The sequence below is a fragment of the Acetivibrio mesophilus genome (assembly GCF_004102745.1).
GTDB classification, from domain to species: domain Bacteria; phylum Bacillota; class Clostridia; order Acetivibrionales; family Acetivibrionaceae; genus Hungateiclostridium; species Hungateiclostridium mesophilum.
The window spans coordinates 20454-38430 of the sequence record NZ_RLII01000031.1 but is presented as its reverse complement, the minus strand read 5'-3'; the positions used below and the strand labels follow the sequence as shown (position 1 = coordinate 38430).

The 17977-nt window shown below is 37.2% G+C and carries 11 protein-coding genes; 4 read left to right on the top strand and 7 right to left on the bottom strand.

All coding sequences use genetic code 11. The features are described from left to right. The coding region (locus EFD62_RS15310; RefSeq protein ID WP_155522907.1) for an ABC transporter ATP-binding protein at positions 1–1562 on the top strand (1562 nt) is incomplete at its 5' end. Positions 1563–1710: 148 nt separating this feature from the next. On the opposite strand, the gene EFD62_RS18125 is transcribed toward EFD62_RS15310, so the two are convergent. Both EFD62_RS18125 and ppdK read right to left on the bottom strand, forming a co-directional pair. Beyond that, entirely contained in the window at positions 1711–7299 is a 5589-nt protein-coding gene (locus tag EFD62_RS18125; protein ID WP_128706418.1) for a dockerin type I domain-containing protein, read from the bottom strand. A gap of 306 nt (positions 7300–7605) precedes the next feature. Beyond that, the gene (gene ppdK / locus EFD62_RS15300; RefSeq protein ID WP_128706417.1) at positions 7606–10257 is read right to left on the bottom strand and encodes a pyruvate, phosphate dikinase; all 2652 of its coding nucleotides are present in this window, start codon (positions 10255–10257) and stop codon (positions 7606–7608) included. Between the two features lie 466 nt (positions 10258–10723). On the opposite strand from ppdK, the gene EFD62_RS15295 reads away from it, so the two are divergent. The 3 genes from EFD62_RS15295 to EFD62_RS15285 are packed head-to-tail and all read left to right on the top strand — an operon-like array spanning position 10724 to position 12630. Continuing rightward, a complete protein-coding gene (locus EFD62_RS15295) occupies positions 10724–11797 on the top strand; it encodes a radical SAM/SPASM domain-containing protein (RefSeq protein WP_128706416.1) in 1074 nt (357 codons plus the stop codon). Between the two features lie 26 nt (positions 11798–11823). Beyond that, entirely contained in the window at positions 11824–12423 is a 600-nt protein-coding gene (locus EFD62_RS15290) for an accessory gene regulator ArgB-like protein (RefSeq protein ID WP_128706415.1), read from the top strand. Positions 12424–12465: 42 nt separating this feature from the next. Continuing rightward, a complete protein-coding gene (locus EFD62_RS15285) occupies positions 12466–12630 on the top strand; it encodes a cyclic lactone autoinducer peptide (RefSeq protein ID WP_128706414.1) in 165 nt (54 codons plus the stop codon). Positions 12631–12705: 75 nt separating this feature from the next. Here EFD62_RS15285 and EFD62_RS15280 read toward each other — a convergent pair whose 3' ends face one another. The 5 genes from EFD62_RS15280 to gmk form a co-directional block, all read right to left on the bottom strand. Beyond that, positions 12706–14037, bottom strand: a complete 1332-nt coding sequence (locus EFD62_RS15280) for a sensor histidine kinase (RefSeq protein ID WP_088262846.1) — start codon at positions 14035–14037, stop codon at positions 12706–12708. Between the two features lie 195 nt (positions 14038–14232). Next, the gene (locus tag EFD62_RS15275) at positions 14233–15621 is read right to left on the bottom strand and encodes a glycine--tRNA ligase (RefSeq protein ID WP_128706413.1); all 1389 of its coding nucleotides are present in this window, start codon (positions 15619–15621) and stop codon (positions 14233–14235) included. 94 nt (positions 15622–15715) lie between these two features. Then, a complete protein-coding gene (gene coaBC, locus EFD62_RS15270; RefSeq protein WP_128706412.1) occupies positions 15716–16912 on the bottom strand; it encodes a bifunctional phosphopantothenoylcysteine decarboxylase/phosphopantothenate--cysteine ligase CoaBC in 1197 nt (398 codons plus the stop codon). Between the two features lie 182 nt (positions 16913–17094). Beyond that, a complete protein-coding gene (rpoZ, locus tag EFD62_RS15265) occupies positions 17095–17331 on the bottom strand; it encodes a DNA-directed RNA polymerase subunit omega (protein ID WP_083225073.1) in 237 nt (78 codons plus the stop codon). 34 nt (positions 17332–17365) lie between these two features. Continuing rightward, positions 17366–17971 carry a guanylate kinase gene (gene gmk, locus EFD62_RS15260; RefSeq protein ID WP_069193228.1) on the bottom strand — a complete coding sequence of 202 codons (606 nt, stop codon included), beginning with the start codon at positions 17969–17971 and terminating at the stop codon, positions 17366–17368. Between the last annotated feature and the right edge of the window lie 6 nt (positions 17972–17977).

The following is a 17977-nucleotide window of genomic DNA, read 5'->3' as shown; positions in this document are numbered from 1 at the left end:
TTTCTTTCACTTGCTCTTTTGATAATGTTGACATAAAAAATCTCCTCCTTGGATATTATTTTGTAATTCTTGCCAAGAAGGAGTCTTTTCATTCTCTTATACACAAAATTTTCAACATTCTCTCAAAAATCAATAGAATACCTCTTAAATATTTTGATAGTCATAATTTCGGTGATACGCTTTCTCGCGTTACCAACGATGTTGATAGTATTACTCAGTCACTTAATATGAACGTCGGCACTTTAGTTTCATCTATTGCAACTCTTCTCGGTTGTATTGTTATGATGTTTGCAACCGAGTGGCGTATGGCTCTTACTGCAATAGGTGCTTCGCTCATTGGATTTATATTGATGGGTGCAATTATAGGAAAATCTCAAAAATATTTTACTGCAAGACAGGAAAGTTTAGCACTCGTCAATGGCCATGTTGAGGAATATTACGCCGGACAAAATATTGTTCGTGCATATAACGCTGAAAAGAAAAATCTTGCCGCATTCAAGGAAAGCAACGAGATGCTTCGTCAAAATACATTTAAGGCAGAGTTTTTAAGCGGACTCATTATGCCGCTAATGTCCTTTATCGGTAACTTTGGCTATGTTGCTGTTTGCGTTGTCGGTGCAGTTTTAGCATTTAACAATGTATTCGGTTTCGAAGTTGTAGTGGCTTTCATGATTTATGTTAGAATATTCACTTCTCCGTTAGGACAAATCGGCCAGGGATTTTCAGGTCTACAGTCGGCAGCTGCCGCAAGCAAGCGTGTTATTGAATTCTTGTCTGAAGATGAGCTTTCCGACGAATCTGATAAAACCCAAAAACTCGAAAAGATTGAAGGAAATGTAACATTCCAAAATGTGCATTTTGGATATATTGAAGATAAGACAATTATTAAAGATTTTTCAAAAGAAATAAAGCGCGGACAAAAGGTGGCTATTGTGGGTCCTACAGGTGCCGGAAAAACTACCATCGTAAATCTTCTTATGCGTTTCTATGAATTGTGGGGAGGAGATATTAAGGTTGACGGTGTTTCTCTTAAAGATATTAAAAGGGAAAACGTTCACGATTTGTTTGGAATGGTTCTTCAAGATACTTGGCTTTTTGAGGGTACTGTTCGTGACAACCTAACCTACGGCAAAAAAGAAATCAGTGATGATGAATTGTATGACATTTGCTCAAGATGCGGTCTAAAGCATTTTATTAACACCTTGCCCGATGGATTCGATACGGTTCTCTCAGATAATGTTGCTGTATCGGCAGGACAAAAACAGCTTTTAACAATTGCTCGTGCTATGGTCGAGGATGCCCCGCTTCTAATTCTTGATGAAGCAACCTCATCGGTTGATACAAGAACAGAGCTTAAAATTCAAAAGGCAATGAATGAGCTTACCGCGAACAGAACAAGCTTTGTTATAGCACATCGTCTTTCAACAATCCGTGATGCAGATTTGATTGTTTATATGGCTGACGGAGATATTAAAGAATCAGGTACTCATGACGAACTTATTGCAAAAAATGGATTGTATGCAGAACTTTATAACAGCCAATTTATAGGGGCTACTGCATAAAACCAATTAACTGGATATTATAACAACTGGAGACCGCATCAATCGTTGGATTACAAAACACCACCTTGGCATTTTTCATTGCTAAGGTGGTATTTTGCAATCCACTCATGTATAAAACTTATTACTTCATCTTTTGACTACCTCACATTTATAAGCTAGTTATAATTCTTAAGATATATCGTTTAAGCATAGTATAATCAGTAGAGTTTATTTTTCCATCACCATTCACATCAGCAGCAATATGTCCGTTTGCAGTAGGAAAGTCTTCGATTATAAGAAGAATATATCTTTTTAATAAAGTGCAATCTGTTGAATTTACTTTTCCATCTCCATTTACATCACCTGGTTTAACTTCTATCGGCTCTTCCGATTCGGAAAGCTTATCAATATTTAGAGCAATCATCAAATCAGAACTGTTATCCCATTTGTCTGTAACTTTAATATTCAATAGATTCTGACCATTGGGCAATCCTTCTAAATCTAAATCAATTACATTTCCTTTTACATCTAATACTTTATTACCTATCCATGCATTTATGGTATATTCACTTTCTTCCTTAATATATACTTTAACCTTGCAGTTTTCTTTTATAGTTGTACATTCTTTAATGCTTAATCCTTTGATAACAGGATCATTGAATTCTCGTACTTCTTTTGTCCTTTTTATATTGATTTTCTGTGAAGTTCTGTTACCAGCCAAATCAACAGCTTCAATTGTAAACTCATTTTCTCCTGCATTCAACAATATCTCTGCCCCGAAATACCATCCACCTAGTGAATCGCACCCTGCAGCCATTTGTTTTCCGTTAATAAATACATCACATCGTCTGTCCATAGTACCACTAATGAACAAGCTTTCAGTATCAAACGGCTCATTGGAATTAACTCGTTCAATAATGTCACTTGATATATCAATCAAAGGCAATTCAGCATAATAGTATATTGGATAACATGTATAATATCCATTTCCTTTTGGGTCTTTTGCTTCAACTCGCAAATAATTAAAGTGTTTGGTTAATTCTATTTCTTCGTCAAATTTGCCATCATTAATGGTTACATTATATACTTTTTCTTCTCCGCCTTCCTCCATTTCCTCCAGGATGAATTTTATATCAGTATAGCCATTGGCTAACCCCTGTAATCTAACTTTACTCTTATTTGTATAAGTTTTAATGCCTTCACCGCTAAACACAACTTCTTTTTTAGGAGCAGTTGTAAAAACAGAAACACATCGATATTCATCACAGTTGTTCTTAATAGTTATATCAACCTTCCCAACTTCACCTTTAATTTTCCGGATATAATCACTCACGATGTCTTCGTCGTCAAAACTCACTTCCCCATCAGGACTCGACAGTGTTATTTCGATATCTCCATCCATATCGTTCAATCCGATTAGAATTTGTTCCTGTTCTTTATTTATACTTAGAACCTGTTCTTCGTCTGGTGCCAATAAATAGTAGTATTCCTTATCAATTATGTTATCTGAATATGATAACTCCGATCTGGTTCTAACTCTAGTATCCTTACAGCATGCAGTCAATAATGTGTATTCTATTAGTTTATTATTAACTGCTTCATTTACACATTCGGGAATCCAATATATCCGACCATAACCTTTGTCTGCAAAAGCACTTATAATATTTCCGTTTTGAGATATTAAAGGTGTTAAATAAATGTTGTCCTTTAATGCAATTACTTCTTGTAGTGAGTCTACTTCATTTAAACTTTCACCAATATATTCACTTAAGTCTTCCTGTTCAAACTGAATTCCTTCAAATTTCAGTGTATCTTTTATATTGAACAACTCCGGATAATACTCTGTTGCAAACTTACTTCCTTCTGATGTGATTATAAGGGTTCCTCCATCGTCAACATATTTAACAATTTCTTCCTTCTGTTGTATTGTTGCATCCGATAGGTCACCAGTCAAAACAATAGCATTATCTCTAATCAATTTTGAATTTAAATCCTCAGGTATATCTTCGGCACTATCAACCAAAACGTGTTCTATTTCTAATTCATCTGATTGGCTGCTTAACGCTCTTGTAAAGGCTTGCATGCTGAAAACCGCCTTCTTATTTGTGTTATCTATCTTATCCTCTATGGACACTTCTGTATAAGGGTTTTTATCCCTTTTCAAATCTATATTTGTATATTTATATGCATATTGCCACTTTACATCGTTGTACTGCCACCCATCTCCACTAGAAGTCGCTATTGTATATTCTGCAGCAGGAATATCAAAAACACGAGCTATTAGTTTGAATTTTTTGCCTTGGTAATCTTTATCACTGGTTATACTACTAGGTATTTCAAAAGTAAATGACTTTGTTTTAACATTCGTATTCGAAACACTTCCAAGATATATAGTTTTTGATGAAAGCCAACCTGTTTTTATCTCAGCAAAAAAATCCACTCTGCCAATACCTATATTATCATTTGCCGTTACTGTATACTTATATTTTTCTTTAGCTTTATCAATTATTACGTTGGTAGGTTGCTGTAAATCAACGAATGGAAAACCATTGTTTTTAAATTTTTTCCATATGTCATACTTTTTTTCAGTATCTTTAGCAACATTATTGAATAAGTCAAATATGGTTGGTTCACGAGATATATCTACAGGTGACCTATTAGAAATAAGTCGCATCATTGCCTCTTTGTCTTTACCATAGTATTTATAAATATCCCATAGAATTGCTGCTATATTTACTTCATTATAATTTATACCCTTTATTTGAGTACCGGGATCTTCTATGCCATTCGAATCTAAATATCTAGGATACAGCGACTCTGCTGTATGGCTTCTTCCACTATCGTTAGATTTTAAAATAGTATTCCTATCTGAAATTCTAATAGCATAATTAACAAAATCTAAATCATCTTCATTAAGTACCATATGTGCGTAAAAATTTGCCCATCCTTCATTATATGCCAATGAGTTTTTATAATGTCTAAAAATTCTGTGCTCTCCACCAGCTTTAATTCCATTTTCACTGTTCATAATACTATGACCCACCTCATGTAGTATTGCTGCTTCTGACCAGGCACAATTAGAAGGATAATGTATTATACCGATTCCATTACTACTTTCTTGGAACCATGCACCGCTCCTATCAGCAAAATCTAACTGAATATCATTCTCAAATTTCCCTCCTGTATTATAATATACTCTAAGCTTTTTTAAATCTCCTGGCCATGCATCTCTTCCTTTTCTTACTGTATCAAGTATAAAAAACGGAGCAGCTTGAGTAATGTGGATTACATAGTCTTTGTAATCATAACAATATTTTCCATTATTGAGTGTCAAATCTTCAGGTCTAATTTCAATTTGCTGTTTAAAACTATGAACATCAATCTTATTATTTTGCTTTGATTTGGTTTTGACTGATAACACCCCTTCTTTTGCTATCATTGCTGCATCTATTTGTAATGTTAACGTCCATTTGTTTTTTATAAAGTTTTTTGGAACTACATTTATTGTAAAACTACCCTTATCATTTGTCCAATAATAATTTGGTTTACTTTGTCCGCTTTCATATATAGATATTCTTGTATTTTTCAAAGGTTTTATTTCTTTCCCAGTTGCATACTTAATAACCCCCTTTATTGTAATTCCATCTTTTACTATCATAGGTAAATTGACACTAGCGGTATTTGCTTTTGTAGAAGAATTTGCTTTTGCGAAAGTGCTTATTGTATTTTTACTCGGATTACTTTCGTTCGGTATAGTTGTTGCTGTCACACTAATAGTATCTTTCCCTATTTTTGCACCCTTAAGACGATACTTATCTATTCCATCCTCTTCAAAGTATGTTACCTCTACATTTTTCTCCTTTGATTCAACGACAGGCGGCTCTGTAAACATCAGCCCTTTTTTTGGCAAAACACTTACAACAATTTCACCATCGACAGCAATTTCATCTGTAAAGCCTTTTACGGAAAAATCAGGCATATTATATTCAATATCACTATTTAAGCCCGGAGAAATTTTTATACCTTCAGAAACTATTGTCCCATCACTTTTTACTCCCAATACCCAACAGGGGCCAGCAAGAACTTGAACAATATCTCTCCATTCTTTCACATTGTTTTCCCAACCATATACATCATGTATATTAGAAACTACTGTTCCATCCTTTTTTAATCCTATAATAATAGCATTATCATAACTAGCTTGAACAATGTCTGTCATACCTTCTACTCTTTTTCCATGCCAATCAACTACAGTTCCATCTCTCTTTACGGCAATCGGATGGGCAATACGAATTATATCTGTCCAACCCTCACATGCTATACTTCCATAGGTATCAACTACTGTTCCATCCTTTTTTAATGCAACCGGGGGATCAATAAAAATAGCATCAGTCCAACCCGATTTCATCCAATGAAGATAGTTATCAACTACAGTTCCATCCTTTTTTATTACATAGTCATTAAAAAGTTGTACTACATCTGTTAAAGGTTTATTAGTAGCAATCGATCCTTTTTTAACACAGGTTCCGTCGCTTTTTAGCCCGATAACTGCAAATTCACTACTAGCAACTTGAACTATGCCAGTCCAATCTCCTACCTCACATGAATCATTTCTATTTAACCCAACAGCAACAACAGTTCCATCCTTCTTTAGACCTACTGTACGGCCATACCCGACTGAAATTTGAGCTATATCATAAAAATCCTCTACGTCGCATTCGCCATGTTTGTTTCCTCCAAATGCAACAACAGTTCCGTCTTCTTTTAAGCCTGCTACAATAATGGGTTCCCAGCCCTTATAACTATGAATTTGGGTTATATTTGACCAATCACCAACACTGCAATTACCGTATTCACCATTACCAGAAGCAACAACTGTTCCGTTGTCCATTAAACCAATTAAATACCCGTCCCCTGCAGCTACCTGAACTATATTTGTCCAATTTGGCATTTCACTCCAGCCGCCACCCGTGGTTTTATCCCAATTTGAAGCAATACTTTTCCAGTTTGGATCTGTACCTATTATAGTTCCATCTTCTTTAACTCCAGCTATATAGCTTCCAACATCAATTTGAACTATATCTTTCCAATAACTCACATCACATTGACCATCTTTACTCAATCCAGTTGCGACTACAGTTCCATCTTTCTTAAGCCCTGCTGTAATATAACCTTGAGTAGCAATTTGAATTATTTCTGTCCATCCATCTACGTCGCATTCTCCATATCTGTTCACTCCATCCGCAACTACAGTTCCATCTTTCTTAAGTCCAACCACGCTATAGCCAGCAGCAATTTGAACTATATCTGTCCAACTGGGACAATCTTTGCGATATTCTCCAGTAACGACTAGAGTTCCATCCTTCTTTAATCCAACGGTATAACTATCGCCAGCAGCTACCTGAACAATATCGCTCCACTCCTCGACACCTTTGAAATTAAAATCTAAACCAGTGGCGACTACTGTACCATCTGCTTTTAACCCAACTGTGTGTGAAGAATTTGTAGATACCTGAACAATATCTTTCCAATTTTCTGTATCACATTGTCCGTTTTTATTTAGTCCAACTGTAATTACTGTTCCATCTTGTCGAAGTTTAGCTGTGGTATAGTATGTTGCATCAATCATTACATTTCCGACTTTAGGTCTCTCTAGCTCCAATTTCTCCATTCCAGCAGCGTTAACCCTCTCCGGCAGTAAACCACCTAATGATGCAATCATTGCAAAAACCAGAATTAATGAAATAATACTTTTCACTTTTAGCCCCCCTAATTATTCTTCATTTTGTAATAAAAAAGTTTTATTGTCTAAAGCAGAATGAGTATATCAAATTTTTCATATTTTACAACACTTCCATAATTAAAGTTTCAACATAAGCTGAGGTCTAAAGTCTATCTTTATAAGTTCACCATCGGACAAATTGACTAAGCATTAAGAAAACTATCCAATGAAGTGTCAAGCTGATTATGCCTGACAAATGTTCAAAAAAGGGCAAGATGGTCAGATCTCCAATTTGCCCTTTTTGTTTGTGTTAGATTATTAAATAAGCTCCCCAGTAGATGCCTATTTCTGTCCCAAATCTTTAGTCCCAGTCATTTCATTCACTCTTGCCTGAGCTGCGGCAAGCCTTGCAATCGGCACCCGGAAAGGTGAACATGATACATAATTGAGTCCCGTCCTATGGCAGAATTCAATGGATGATGGATCTCCACCGTGTTCACCGCATATACCCAGCTTAATATCCGGTCTTGTTTGCTTTCCAAGCTTTGCAGCCATTTCAACTAGCTTGCCTACCCCGGTCTGATCCAACCTTGCGAATGGGTCAGATTCATATATCTTCTTGTTGTAGTATTCTTCGAGGAACTTGCCTGCATCGTCACGGCTAAATCCAAAGGTCATCTGAGTCAAGTCGTTGGTTCCGAAGGAGAAGAAATCTGCTTCCTTCGCAATTTCATCTGCAGTGATAGCTGCCCTTGGAATTTCTATCATTGTTCCAACCTTGTATTCAAGCTCAACACCTGATTTTTCAATTACTTCATTGGCAGTCTTAACAACTACGTCCTTAACATATTTTAACTCTTTAACTTCGCCAACCAACGGAATCATGATTTCAGGTACAACTTTCAAATTCTTCTTGCTCACGTTAATAGCAGCTTCAATAACCGCCCTTGTCTGCATCTCTGCAATTTCGGGGTATGTAACCGCAAGGCGGCATCCCCTATGTCCCATCATAGGATTGAACTCGTGAAGATCAGCTATTATTGCCTTTAGATCTTCAAAAGTGATTCCCATTTCTTTTGCTAAAGCTGCAATATCTTCTTCCTCCTGAGGCAAAAACTCATGAAGCGGAGGATCTAAGAACCTGATTGTCACAGGATAGCCTTCCATTGCAGTAAACAGCTCTTCAAAGTCCCCTCTTTGCATTGGCAATAGCTTGTTCAAAGCTTTTCTTCTTTGCTCTTCATTTCTTGATACTATCATTTCTCTCATTGCGGATATTCTGTCGGCATCGAAGAACATATGCTCCGTACGGCAAAGCCCGATACCTTCAGCTCCAAACTTCCTGGCCTGAGCAGCATCCGCTGGAGTATCGGCATTGGTTCTTATCTTAAGAGTCCTGATTTCGTCGGCCCATTCCATAAGTGTAGCAAAATCTCCTGTCATTTCAGGCTCTATTGTAGGAAGCTGCTGTCCATAAACATTACCCGTAGAACCATCAAGGGAAATCCAATCCCCCTCAACATATTTCTTTCCGTTTTTATCAACAAAATATTTTTCTTCTTCATTAATTCTAACTTCGCTGCAACCTGCAACACAGCAAGTACCCATACCGCGCGCAACAACAGCCGCATGAGATGTCATACCGCCACGGCCCGTGAGTATTCCCTTCGAAACATGCATACCTTCAATATCTTCTGGTGAAGTCTCAAGCCTTACAAGAATAACGTTCTTTTCTCCGCTTTTAGCTGCCTCTACTGCATCTTCAGCTCTGAAGAAAACCTTTCCGGTTGCTGCTCCAGGTGAAGCTGGCAACCCCTTGGCTATAGGTGTTGCGGCTTTTAGCGCCTTTGGCTCAAAGTTCGGGTGAAGCAAAGCATCAAGCTGTTTTGGGTCAACCTTCATGATTGCTTCTTCCTTTGTTGCCATTCCCTCGCTTACCAAATCAACAGCTATCTTTAAAGCAGCTGCGGCAGTTCTCTTACCGTTTCTTGTCTGGAGCATAAAGAGTTTTCCTCTTTCAATTGTAAACTCCATGTCCTGCATATCTCTATAATGGTCTTCAAGTTTTTGTGCTATTGACACAAACTGGTCATACACTTCAGGCATTATTTCCTTCAATTGGTCTATTGATTGCGGAGTTCTAATACCTGCAACAACGTCTTCTCCCTGAGCGTTCATAAGGAATTCACCATAGAGTTTCTTTTCCCCTGTGGATGGGTTTCTTGTAAAGGCAACTCCTGTACCCGAATCATTGCCCATATTTCCATAAACCATTTCCTGCACGTTAACTGCAGTACCCCAATCTCCAGGAATATCATTCAACCTTCTATATACAATAGCTCTTGGATTGTCCCATGAACGAAAAACAGCTTTTACTGCTTCCATCAACTGCATTTTTGGTTCCTGCGGAAAATCAAATCCTTTTTCCTTCTTGAAGAGTTCTTTGTATTTTTTTACTACTTCCTTTAAGTTTTCAGCAGTAAGGTCGCAGTCATTTTCACAATTATTCTCTTTCTTTACTTCATCAAGAATTATTTCAAATTTAGACTTTTCAACTTCCATGACAACATCGCTGAACATTTGAATAAACCTTCTATAGCTGTCATATGCAAACCTTTCGTTATTAGTAAGCTTTGCAAGTCCATCAACAACATCATCATTAAGTCCGAGATTCAATATCGTATCCATCATACCCGGCATAGACGCTCTAGCACCGGAACGAACAGAAACAAGAAATGGATTTGATGGGTCACCGAATTTCTTCCCGACAATCTCTTCGACTTTTGCCATAGTTCTGTATATCTCATCTTCTATTTCCTCGGCAATGACCTTTCCATCCTGGTAGTAACGTGTACAAGCCTCTGTAGTAACTGTAAAACCTCTAGGTACCGGAAGTCCCAAACCTGTCATTTCGGCAAGATTAGCTCCCTTTCCTCCAAGCAGGTTTCTCATTGATGCATTGCCTTCACTAAATAAATACACATACTTTGCCATAAAAAAACCTCCTATTATTATTTACTTTTTCTTTATGTGTTAGGAAAGCATATAAACTTCAACACTTTCCAAATAAGCATTTGAAGGTTATAAATTAGATTTGTCAGGAATAATTCACCTCAACCCATCTAATTATAACATAATAAAAATATTTTTCATTATATTTTTGTTAAAAAATATAATATTTCTGTAGATATGCTTGCCAATTTGAACCATGTTTATAAATTGCCCAAAAAAATATAATTTCATACAATGTTTTGAAGAGTCCATGAACATCTTTACAAAAGCATTATATTGTTATATAATAACATTATAGAAGTATATGTTATTTTCTTTTATTGTCACTTCTTATGAATGTGTGCCTAGCATACACCGCTTATCACTGCTATTGAGACTCCTCCTTCAGAGACTGATATTGAACATCAATTTTTAAGTGGAAATCCATAGAAAGGAAGGAGGCATGACTTTGTGCAATTGTCTTGTTGACTCTAAGACTGGACAACCAAACTTTTTTCTCCAATGGCACATAACGGCCAAATGTGATCAGAAATGCAAGCATTGCTATATGTATGATTCTCCCTTCTACCAATCAGAAAAGGACAATGAGCTGACACTAGCAGACTGCAAAGCAATAATCGATGATTTTTCGGATACTGCAAGTCCCGGAAATAGAAGTATCTACTTTACAGGCGGCGATCCCCTTCTTCGTAATGACTTCTTTGAAATTCTTGAATATACGGCCGATAAAAACATCTATCCTTTAGGCATAGCCGGAAACTCATATCACCTTGATTTAGAGACTGCTCTGCAACTAAAAAGATATGGAGTAGATATGTACCAGATAAGTCTTGACGGACTTAAAGAAATCCATGATTATTTCAGAAAGCCGGGAAGCTTTGATGACACTTTGAGAGCTTATGAAGTACTGAATAAAGCAGGCATCCGCTCAATGTGTATGTTTACCCTGAGCAGAAAAAATATGAATCAGTTAATTGAAATTATCAGATTGGCAGCCCAAATAGGTCTTGACGGTTTTGATTTTGACAGAGTTGTGCCGGTTGGAGCCGCTAAAGACATGAAGGAAGAAATAATTGATCCACTAGAATACAAAGAACTATTGGTGGAAGTAAATAATGAGTATAAAAGGCTTCGGGCTAAAGGCTGCCGCACTCAATTCGGATACAAGGACAATCTATGGGGGTTGGTATTGGACAAAGAAACCTTAGCTTCAACCCAGACCCTGGTACCCGAGGGATATAGCCTAAAAAGAGGCTGCCTTATAGGAAAAGCAGGACTTAGTGTATTATCCGATGGCAGTGTAATGGCCTGCAGGCGTCTTCCGGTTGTTATTGGCAAACTGCCCCAGCAGCGTATTCGGCAAGTATTTTATGAATCATCAATTCTAAAAGAACTAAAAAGAACGGATAAACTTTCTAAATGCAGCTCCTGTACACATCTTGAAAACTGCAGAGGATGTAGAGCTATCGCCTATGCCTATTATGGGAACTGCTTTGCCGATGACCCAGGTTGCTGGTTATAGAAATTTGAAAAACGAGGTAAATGATTATGCCACTACTCCAAAAGCTATGTAACAATACCACCAATGCCATTAAAGATAGAGTAAAAGGTATAGATGATGATAAGGCAGAAATCATAAATTACGGCCTGTATCTGTGGATTACAGATATAATAAAGCTGACTATAATACTATCAACAGCTTATTTTCTGGGAGTTTTCAGACTCACAATCATATTTATTATCTGCTTTGGCCTGCTTAGAATGTTTGCAGGGGGATCCCATGCCAAAACCTTTTGGGGCTGTCTTTTTACAAACAGCGCCATAACCTTTAGTGCAGTTTATTTATCCCTGCTACTATCATTTATAGACCCCGCCATTCTAATTATGCTTGTTATGCCGTTTTGCACTGTAATACTACACCTTTATGCACCGGCAGACCATGAAAACAAACCTTTAGTAAGCAAAAAGCAAAGAAAAAAATTAAAAACTGCTGCCTATGCAGTACTTATTGTTGAATATCTGCTATCTGCGTTTGCAACTGAAAATGCTGTTTCCATCACAATTATTCTATCAACCTTATTTGCATGCCTAGGCATTCTTCCTCTTACATATAAAATAATGGGAGCTCGCCATGGAAATGGGCTTTAAGTGATTGACTAACATATAGATTAATAAGAAAGGGTGGTTCGAATGTTCGGAACAGTGAAAACATCGAACAAAAGAGAGCTATTAGCTCTATTGTTGGGGTGGATATCGGTAATTGCAATCTTCATTGCTCAGACTTCCGCAAACAGTTGCACTTCATGGGCTATAGAGCAGCCAAAGATACCCAAATCATTAATCAAAGAAGACTAACCTAAATCTTGAGGATTACATAGCTTATGCAAAAAAGCTCGGTGTATATTGCCGAGCTTTTTGTTCTACATAATCTTAAAGATTAATAATTAATTCTTGTTTAAATTGTGAATCGTCTGCGAAGGTATTCAGCATTACGTTCTTATATTTTGAAACTATACTATTTACAATACCAAGTCCAATACCCCGTCCTTCGCCTTTGGTTGAGTACCCGTTCTCGCAAATCATGGTTACATCAACTTGCTCATTAATTCCGTTCAATACAATAAAGCTTAGAGCTTTATCTCCCTTTTTCATAAATACCTCAACTTTTTTCTCTTTGCTGTCTTTAGCAGCCTCTATAGCATTATCCAAAAGAATACCGAGCACCTCACAAAACTCTGATATTTTCATTTTTACTTCATCAATTTCTCCATCTGTAACTATCCTGAATTCAACACCCAATTCCTTTGCATATTCATATTTTGCTATTATAAGCCCCAAAACACCAGCACTCTTAATATTCAACGATGTCAAATTATCAAGGAAACTTACTTTAGCAATTTCTGCACATATTTCATTGTAATATTCGTCTACTTGAGCCCATTTTTTATTTTTTATATAACCTCCAAATACCGCAAGAATATTGTTGTAATTATGTTTAAATCTCCTCAAGTCACTTATTATAGACTGCAATGACTTATTATAAAATTTCTGATACTCGAGCTCCTGAGTACTTTCCTCAAGCTTAAAAAGAGTATTTGTATAAAATATCGAAAACATCAAAAAAACAGTAAGCATCAGCACACTTATCAAAATTGTTATGCCATCTGCTGCTTCACCAAACTCCAAATAATAATTAAAGTTTAACATTACTATTGAAAACACAAGCAATATATAGATTAAGTAGCTCTTGTATGCTTTCGTCTTAATCTCCGGCGGAAAGCATGAAAACATCTTAAAGGATTTTATCAAGCCCAATATAATTATTACTACCATGTTGATTATTGCAAAAGCAATAATTTTATAAATCAATGATGTTTTAATCAAACCTAGATCGATTTCAAAAGATTTAAATGTAAAAATTGCGACATAATTTGCTACAGCAAGAAATAAATTATAAATAAATTCAGAAATAATTCCTTTAAGGATACTTAGATTCAAAAAGAACTTAAGCAACAATATTGATGTTAAAGTAGTAAAAATTGTCCTAAACATCATTGCTAGATTGGGAGAAAGCTTCACCAAGCCGTAATTTGCAAAGCCAACAATTGCTCCTGAAATAACAACAAATGATCCCGCATATAAAAACAAGGACTTTGCATCAAACTTAATATTGAAAATGATCCGAGCAGTAAATGCCGTTAAAATGGCAGCACCGATTACCGTTACAAAATTGTCAATAATAAATCTTATTATCCCTTGCAAATAGATTCCCCCCGGCTAAATTTGACAAAAATAATTCAAAGCTGTTAATCTCTCTTCAATATTATAATACAATTAAATTCGACAGAAAGCAAAACATAATTATATAAAAAAGGATATTACCTACAATCCAGTAATATCCCTTCATTTAACAGTATATATCGGTTTGCTTTACAAAGCAGCTTTCGCCAATAAAACCTAGAATTCAAACTTTCCTTCAAAATAAGAAAGAAGCTCATCAATTTTAATTCTTACCTGCTGCATGGAGTCCCTATCTCTTATTGTAACACTCTGGTCATTCAAAGAATCAAAGTCGAAGGTTATGCAATAAGGTGTACCTATCTCATCCTGTCTTCTGTATCTCTTTCCTATACTTCCTGTCTCGTCATATTCACAGGTGTATTTTTTGGTAAGCATTTCATAAACCTTATATGCATCATCCCCAAGCTTCTTGGAGAGGGGAAGTACAGCTATTTTAACCGGAGCAATGGCAGGATGGAAGCGCAAAACCACCCTTACATCTCCTTCTGCCACTTCTTCCTCATCATATGCTTCACAAAGGAATACCAAGGTAACTCTGTCAGCACCAAGAGACGGCTCTATACAATACGGTACGTATTTTTCATTGGTATTCGGGTCAAAGTAGGACAGATCCTCTTTTGAATGCTGTGCGTGCTGTTTTAAGTCAAAGTCAGTCCTGTCAGCAATTCCCCACAATTCTCCCCAACCAAACGGGAACAGATATTCAATATCGGTGGTGGCATTACTATAGTGAGAAAGCTCCTCTTTTGAATGGTCACGCATCTTCAGGTTGTTCTCTTTGATATTAAGACTCAACAACCAGTTGAAGCAGAAATTTTTCCAATAATCAAACCATTCAAGATCTGTGCCGGGCTCGCAGAAAAACTCCAGCTCCATCTGTTCAAACTCACGGGTTCTGAAAATAAAGTTCCCGGGTGTTATTTCATTTCTGAAGGACTTTCCTATCTGTCCTATACCAAATGGTATCTTTCTTCTGGTTGTCCTCTGAACATTTTTGAAGTTTACAAATATACCCTGAGCTGTTTCCGGTCTTAAATATATCTCAGATTTGGAATCTTCTGTTACACCTTGGAAGGTCTTGAACATGAGATTAAACTTCCTGATATCGGTAAAATTCTTCGAACCGCATTGCGGGCAGCTTACTCCCTTCTCCCTTATATACTCCATAAGCATATCATTGGACCAGCCATCCACCTTAACATCTTGATTGTTTTCAAGATTCCAGTCTTCTATCATTTTATCCGCCCTATGACGTGTCTTACAATCCTTACAGTCAATAAGAGGGTCACTGAAACCGCCTACATGCCCCGAAGCAACCCATACTTGGGGATTCATCAGTATCGCACAGTCAACACCTACGTTGTAGGGGCTTTCCTGAACAAATTTCCTCCACCATGCTCTCTTTATATTGTTTTTAAGTTCTACGCCAAGAGGCCCGTAATCCCATGAATTAGCCAAACCTCCATATATTTCAGAGCCGGCATAAACAAAACCTCGATTTTTAGCCAGCGCCACAATCTTCTCCATTGTCTTTTTTACTTCCATTAGTATGCCTCCTTAAAAATACTATAAGAAATTATATATTTTAAATTATATATCAGTAGCTTATACTTTAACAGCTTATAATTAGAAAAATCTTTTAGCCATTCCTAATTGACAGAACCTCATCTAAAATCCGGTGAGCAACATCCTCCTTGCTCATTACCGGCAAATCAATCCTGCTTCCGTCTCTTTTTATCAGCTTTACAATGTTTGTATCAACACCAAATCCTGCGCCTTCTAAAGTCACATCATTGGCTACTACCATATCCATATTTTTTGAAGCAAGCTTTGAAGCCGCGTTATCAAGAAGATTATCTGTCTCAGCACTAAATCCTATCATAATCCTGTGACCTTTTACTTTTCCAAGCTCGGCTGCTATATCGGGGTTCTTTACCAATTCTAAAGTGAGGTTCTCTCCCGATTTTTTTATTTTCTTTTCGGAAACCGTTACACATCTATAATCTGCCACAGCTGCCACCATGACTAAAATATCAAAGCTTTCATAGGATTTCATCACCTCATTGTACATATCAACTGCACTGGTAACACAAATGGTCTCAGCCCCTGTTGGCGGAGTAATATTCACAGGCCCTGTAACCAATTTTACAGCTGCGCCCCTATCCAAAGCAGCTTTTGCAACTGCATATCCCATCTTTCCCGATGAATGGTTCGAAATATATCTAACAGGGTCAATTGGCTCCCTTGTAGGCCCCGCGGTCACAAGAATCTTCAAGCCTTCATAATCGCTGCTTCTCTTAAGAATCCCCTTCACATAGTCCACGATTGTCTCCGGTGAAGGAAATCTTCCCTTCCCGCTAGTACCACAGGCCATAAGCCCTGTCTCCGGCTCCATAAAGAGATAGCCCAGCGAAGCAAGCTTATTAATGTTGCCCTGAACAATAGGATTCTCATACATCTTGTTGTTCATAGCAGGTACAAATAGAACAGGACAATCCGCGGCCATAATAGTTGTCGAAAGCATGTCATCCGCAATACCTCCTGCAACTTTGCCTATGATATTGGCGGTTGCCGGTGCCACAACAATAAGGTCGGCCTTCTGTGCCAGGGAAATATGCTGTATATCCCATACCTTTGGCTCCTCAAACATATCAGTTATTACAGGGTTGTGACATATGGATCTGAAGGTGAGAGGCGCCACAAACTTTACCGCATTTGCCGTCATGATGACATGTACATCGGCACCAAGCTTATTTAGTCTGCTGACAATCTCCACCGACTTATAAGCAGCTATTCCACCGCAAACACCGACTACTACGGTTTTTCCTTTTAACAAAATCCCACCTCCCGAATTAAAACAATACCTTGCAACAAACTTAAAAAAATAAGATTAAGATTTTGATTTTGATTGAGAAAACTCAAAAATAGATTTTAGAAGTCCCAATCCCAATCGCTATCTCAACCTTTTTTAGGGTTTTCTGTATTTAAAGAAATAAATTAATTTCCTTAAAAAAACACTTACTTTATTCCGCTCTTAGTTCTTATGTATGTTATTTTTTGCTCATCAATCTCATTAATTGCTATTGTAACCGGCTTATCCGACTCACACTCAGTCAGTTTATTAGCTCCTTCCGTAAGCTGTCTAGCTCTCTTGGCAGTAGCTACTACCAGAGTATATCTGCTGTCAACCTTGGTAAGCAGTGAGCTTATTCCCGGTTCAATCATACTTGTGGTTTTTTCTTTATTTTCCTTCATAAAAGCAAAACCTCCCTTAATTTAACGATTAATCTTATTCAAACTGTTTAAGTATTCCTATGTTTCGTTTGAATTTCAGCTTTTCCGCATTGATTATACTGCGCAAGCTTTCTACTGCATCTTCAACACTGTCATTAACTATAACGTAATCGTAATTTGAAGCATAAGCAATTTCCTTTTTTGCTCTATCAAGACGCTTATTTACCACATCAACATCCTCAGTACCTCTTTTTTCAATCCTTCTTCGCAATTCTTCAAACGAAGGCGGAAGTATAAAAACCGAAACACATTGAGGATATGCTTTCATTACATTTGCTGCACCTTCCACTTCAATCTCAAGCAAACAGTCATAGCCATCTTTTATAGTGCTCTCGATATATTTTTTCGGAGTCCCGTAAAAGTTGTCACAGTACTCTACCCATTCAAAAAGCTCATCATTTTCGATCATTAGCTTGAATTCGTCCTTGGTTTTAAAAAAATAATTCAAGCCGTCAACCTCGCCTTTCCTGGGCGCTCTCGTAGTAGCGGAAACTGAAAACCTTATACTGTCGTCACCGGAATCCTTTAGCAAATTCAAAACTGTACCCTTCCCTGCTCCAGACGGACCGGATACGACAACCAGCAGCCCCTCACGGCACATTATAAG

Excerpts from the sequence above, each read along its gene's own strand:
- ppdK (WP_128706417.1), bottom strand. The coding sequence starts at position 10,257 with ATGGCAAAGTATGTGTATTTATTTAGTGAAGGCAATGCATCAATGAGA.
- EFD62_RS15290 (WP_128706415.1), top strand. The coding sequence starts at position 11,824 with ATGCCACTACTCCAAAAGCTATGTAACAATACCACCAATGCCATTAAA.
- EFD62_RS15285 (WP_128706414.1), top strand. The coding sequence starts at position 12,466 with ATGTTCGGAACAGTGAAAACATCGAACAAAAGAGAGCTATTAGCTCTA.
- EFD62_RS15275 (WP_128706413.1), bottom strand. The coding sequence starts at position 15,621 with ATGGAAGTAAAAAAGACAATGGAGAAGATTGTGGCGCTGGCTAAAAAT.
- rpoZ (WP_083225073.1), bottom strand. The coding sequence starts at position 17,331 with ATGAAGGAAAATAAAGAAAAAACCACAAGTATGATTGAACCGGGAATA.
- gmk (WP_069193228.1), bottom strand. The coding sequence starts at position 17,971 with ATGTGCCGTGAGGGGCTGCTGGTTGTCGTATCCGGTCCGTCTGGAGCA.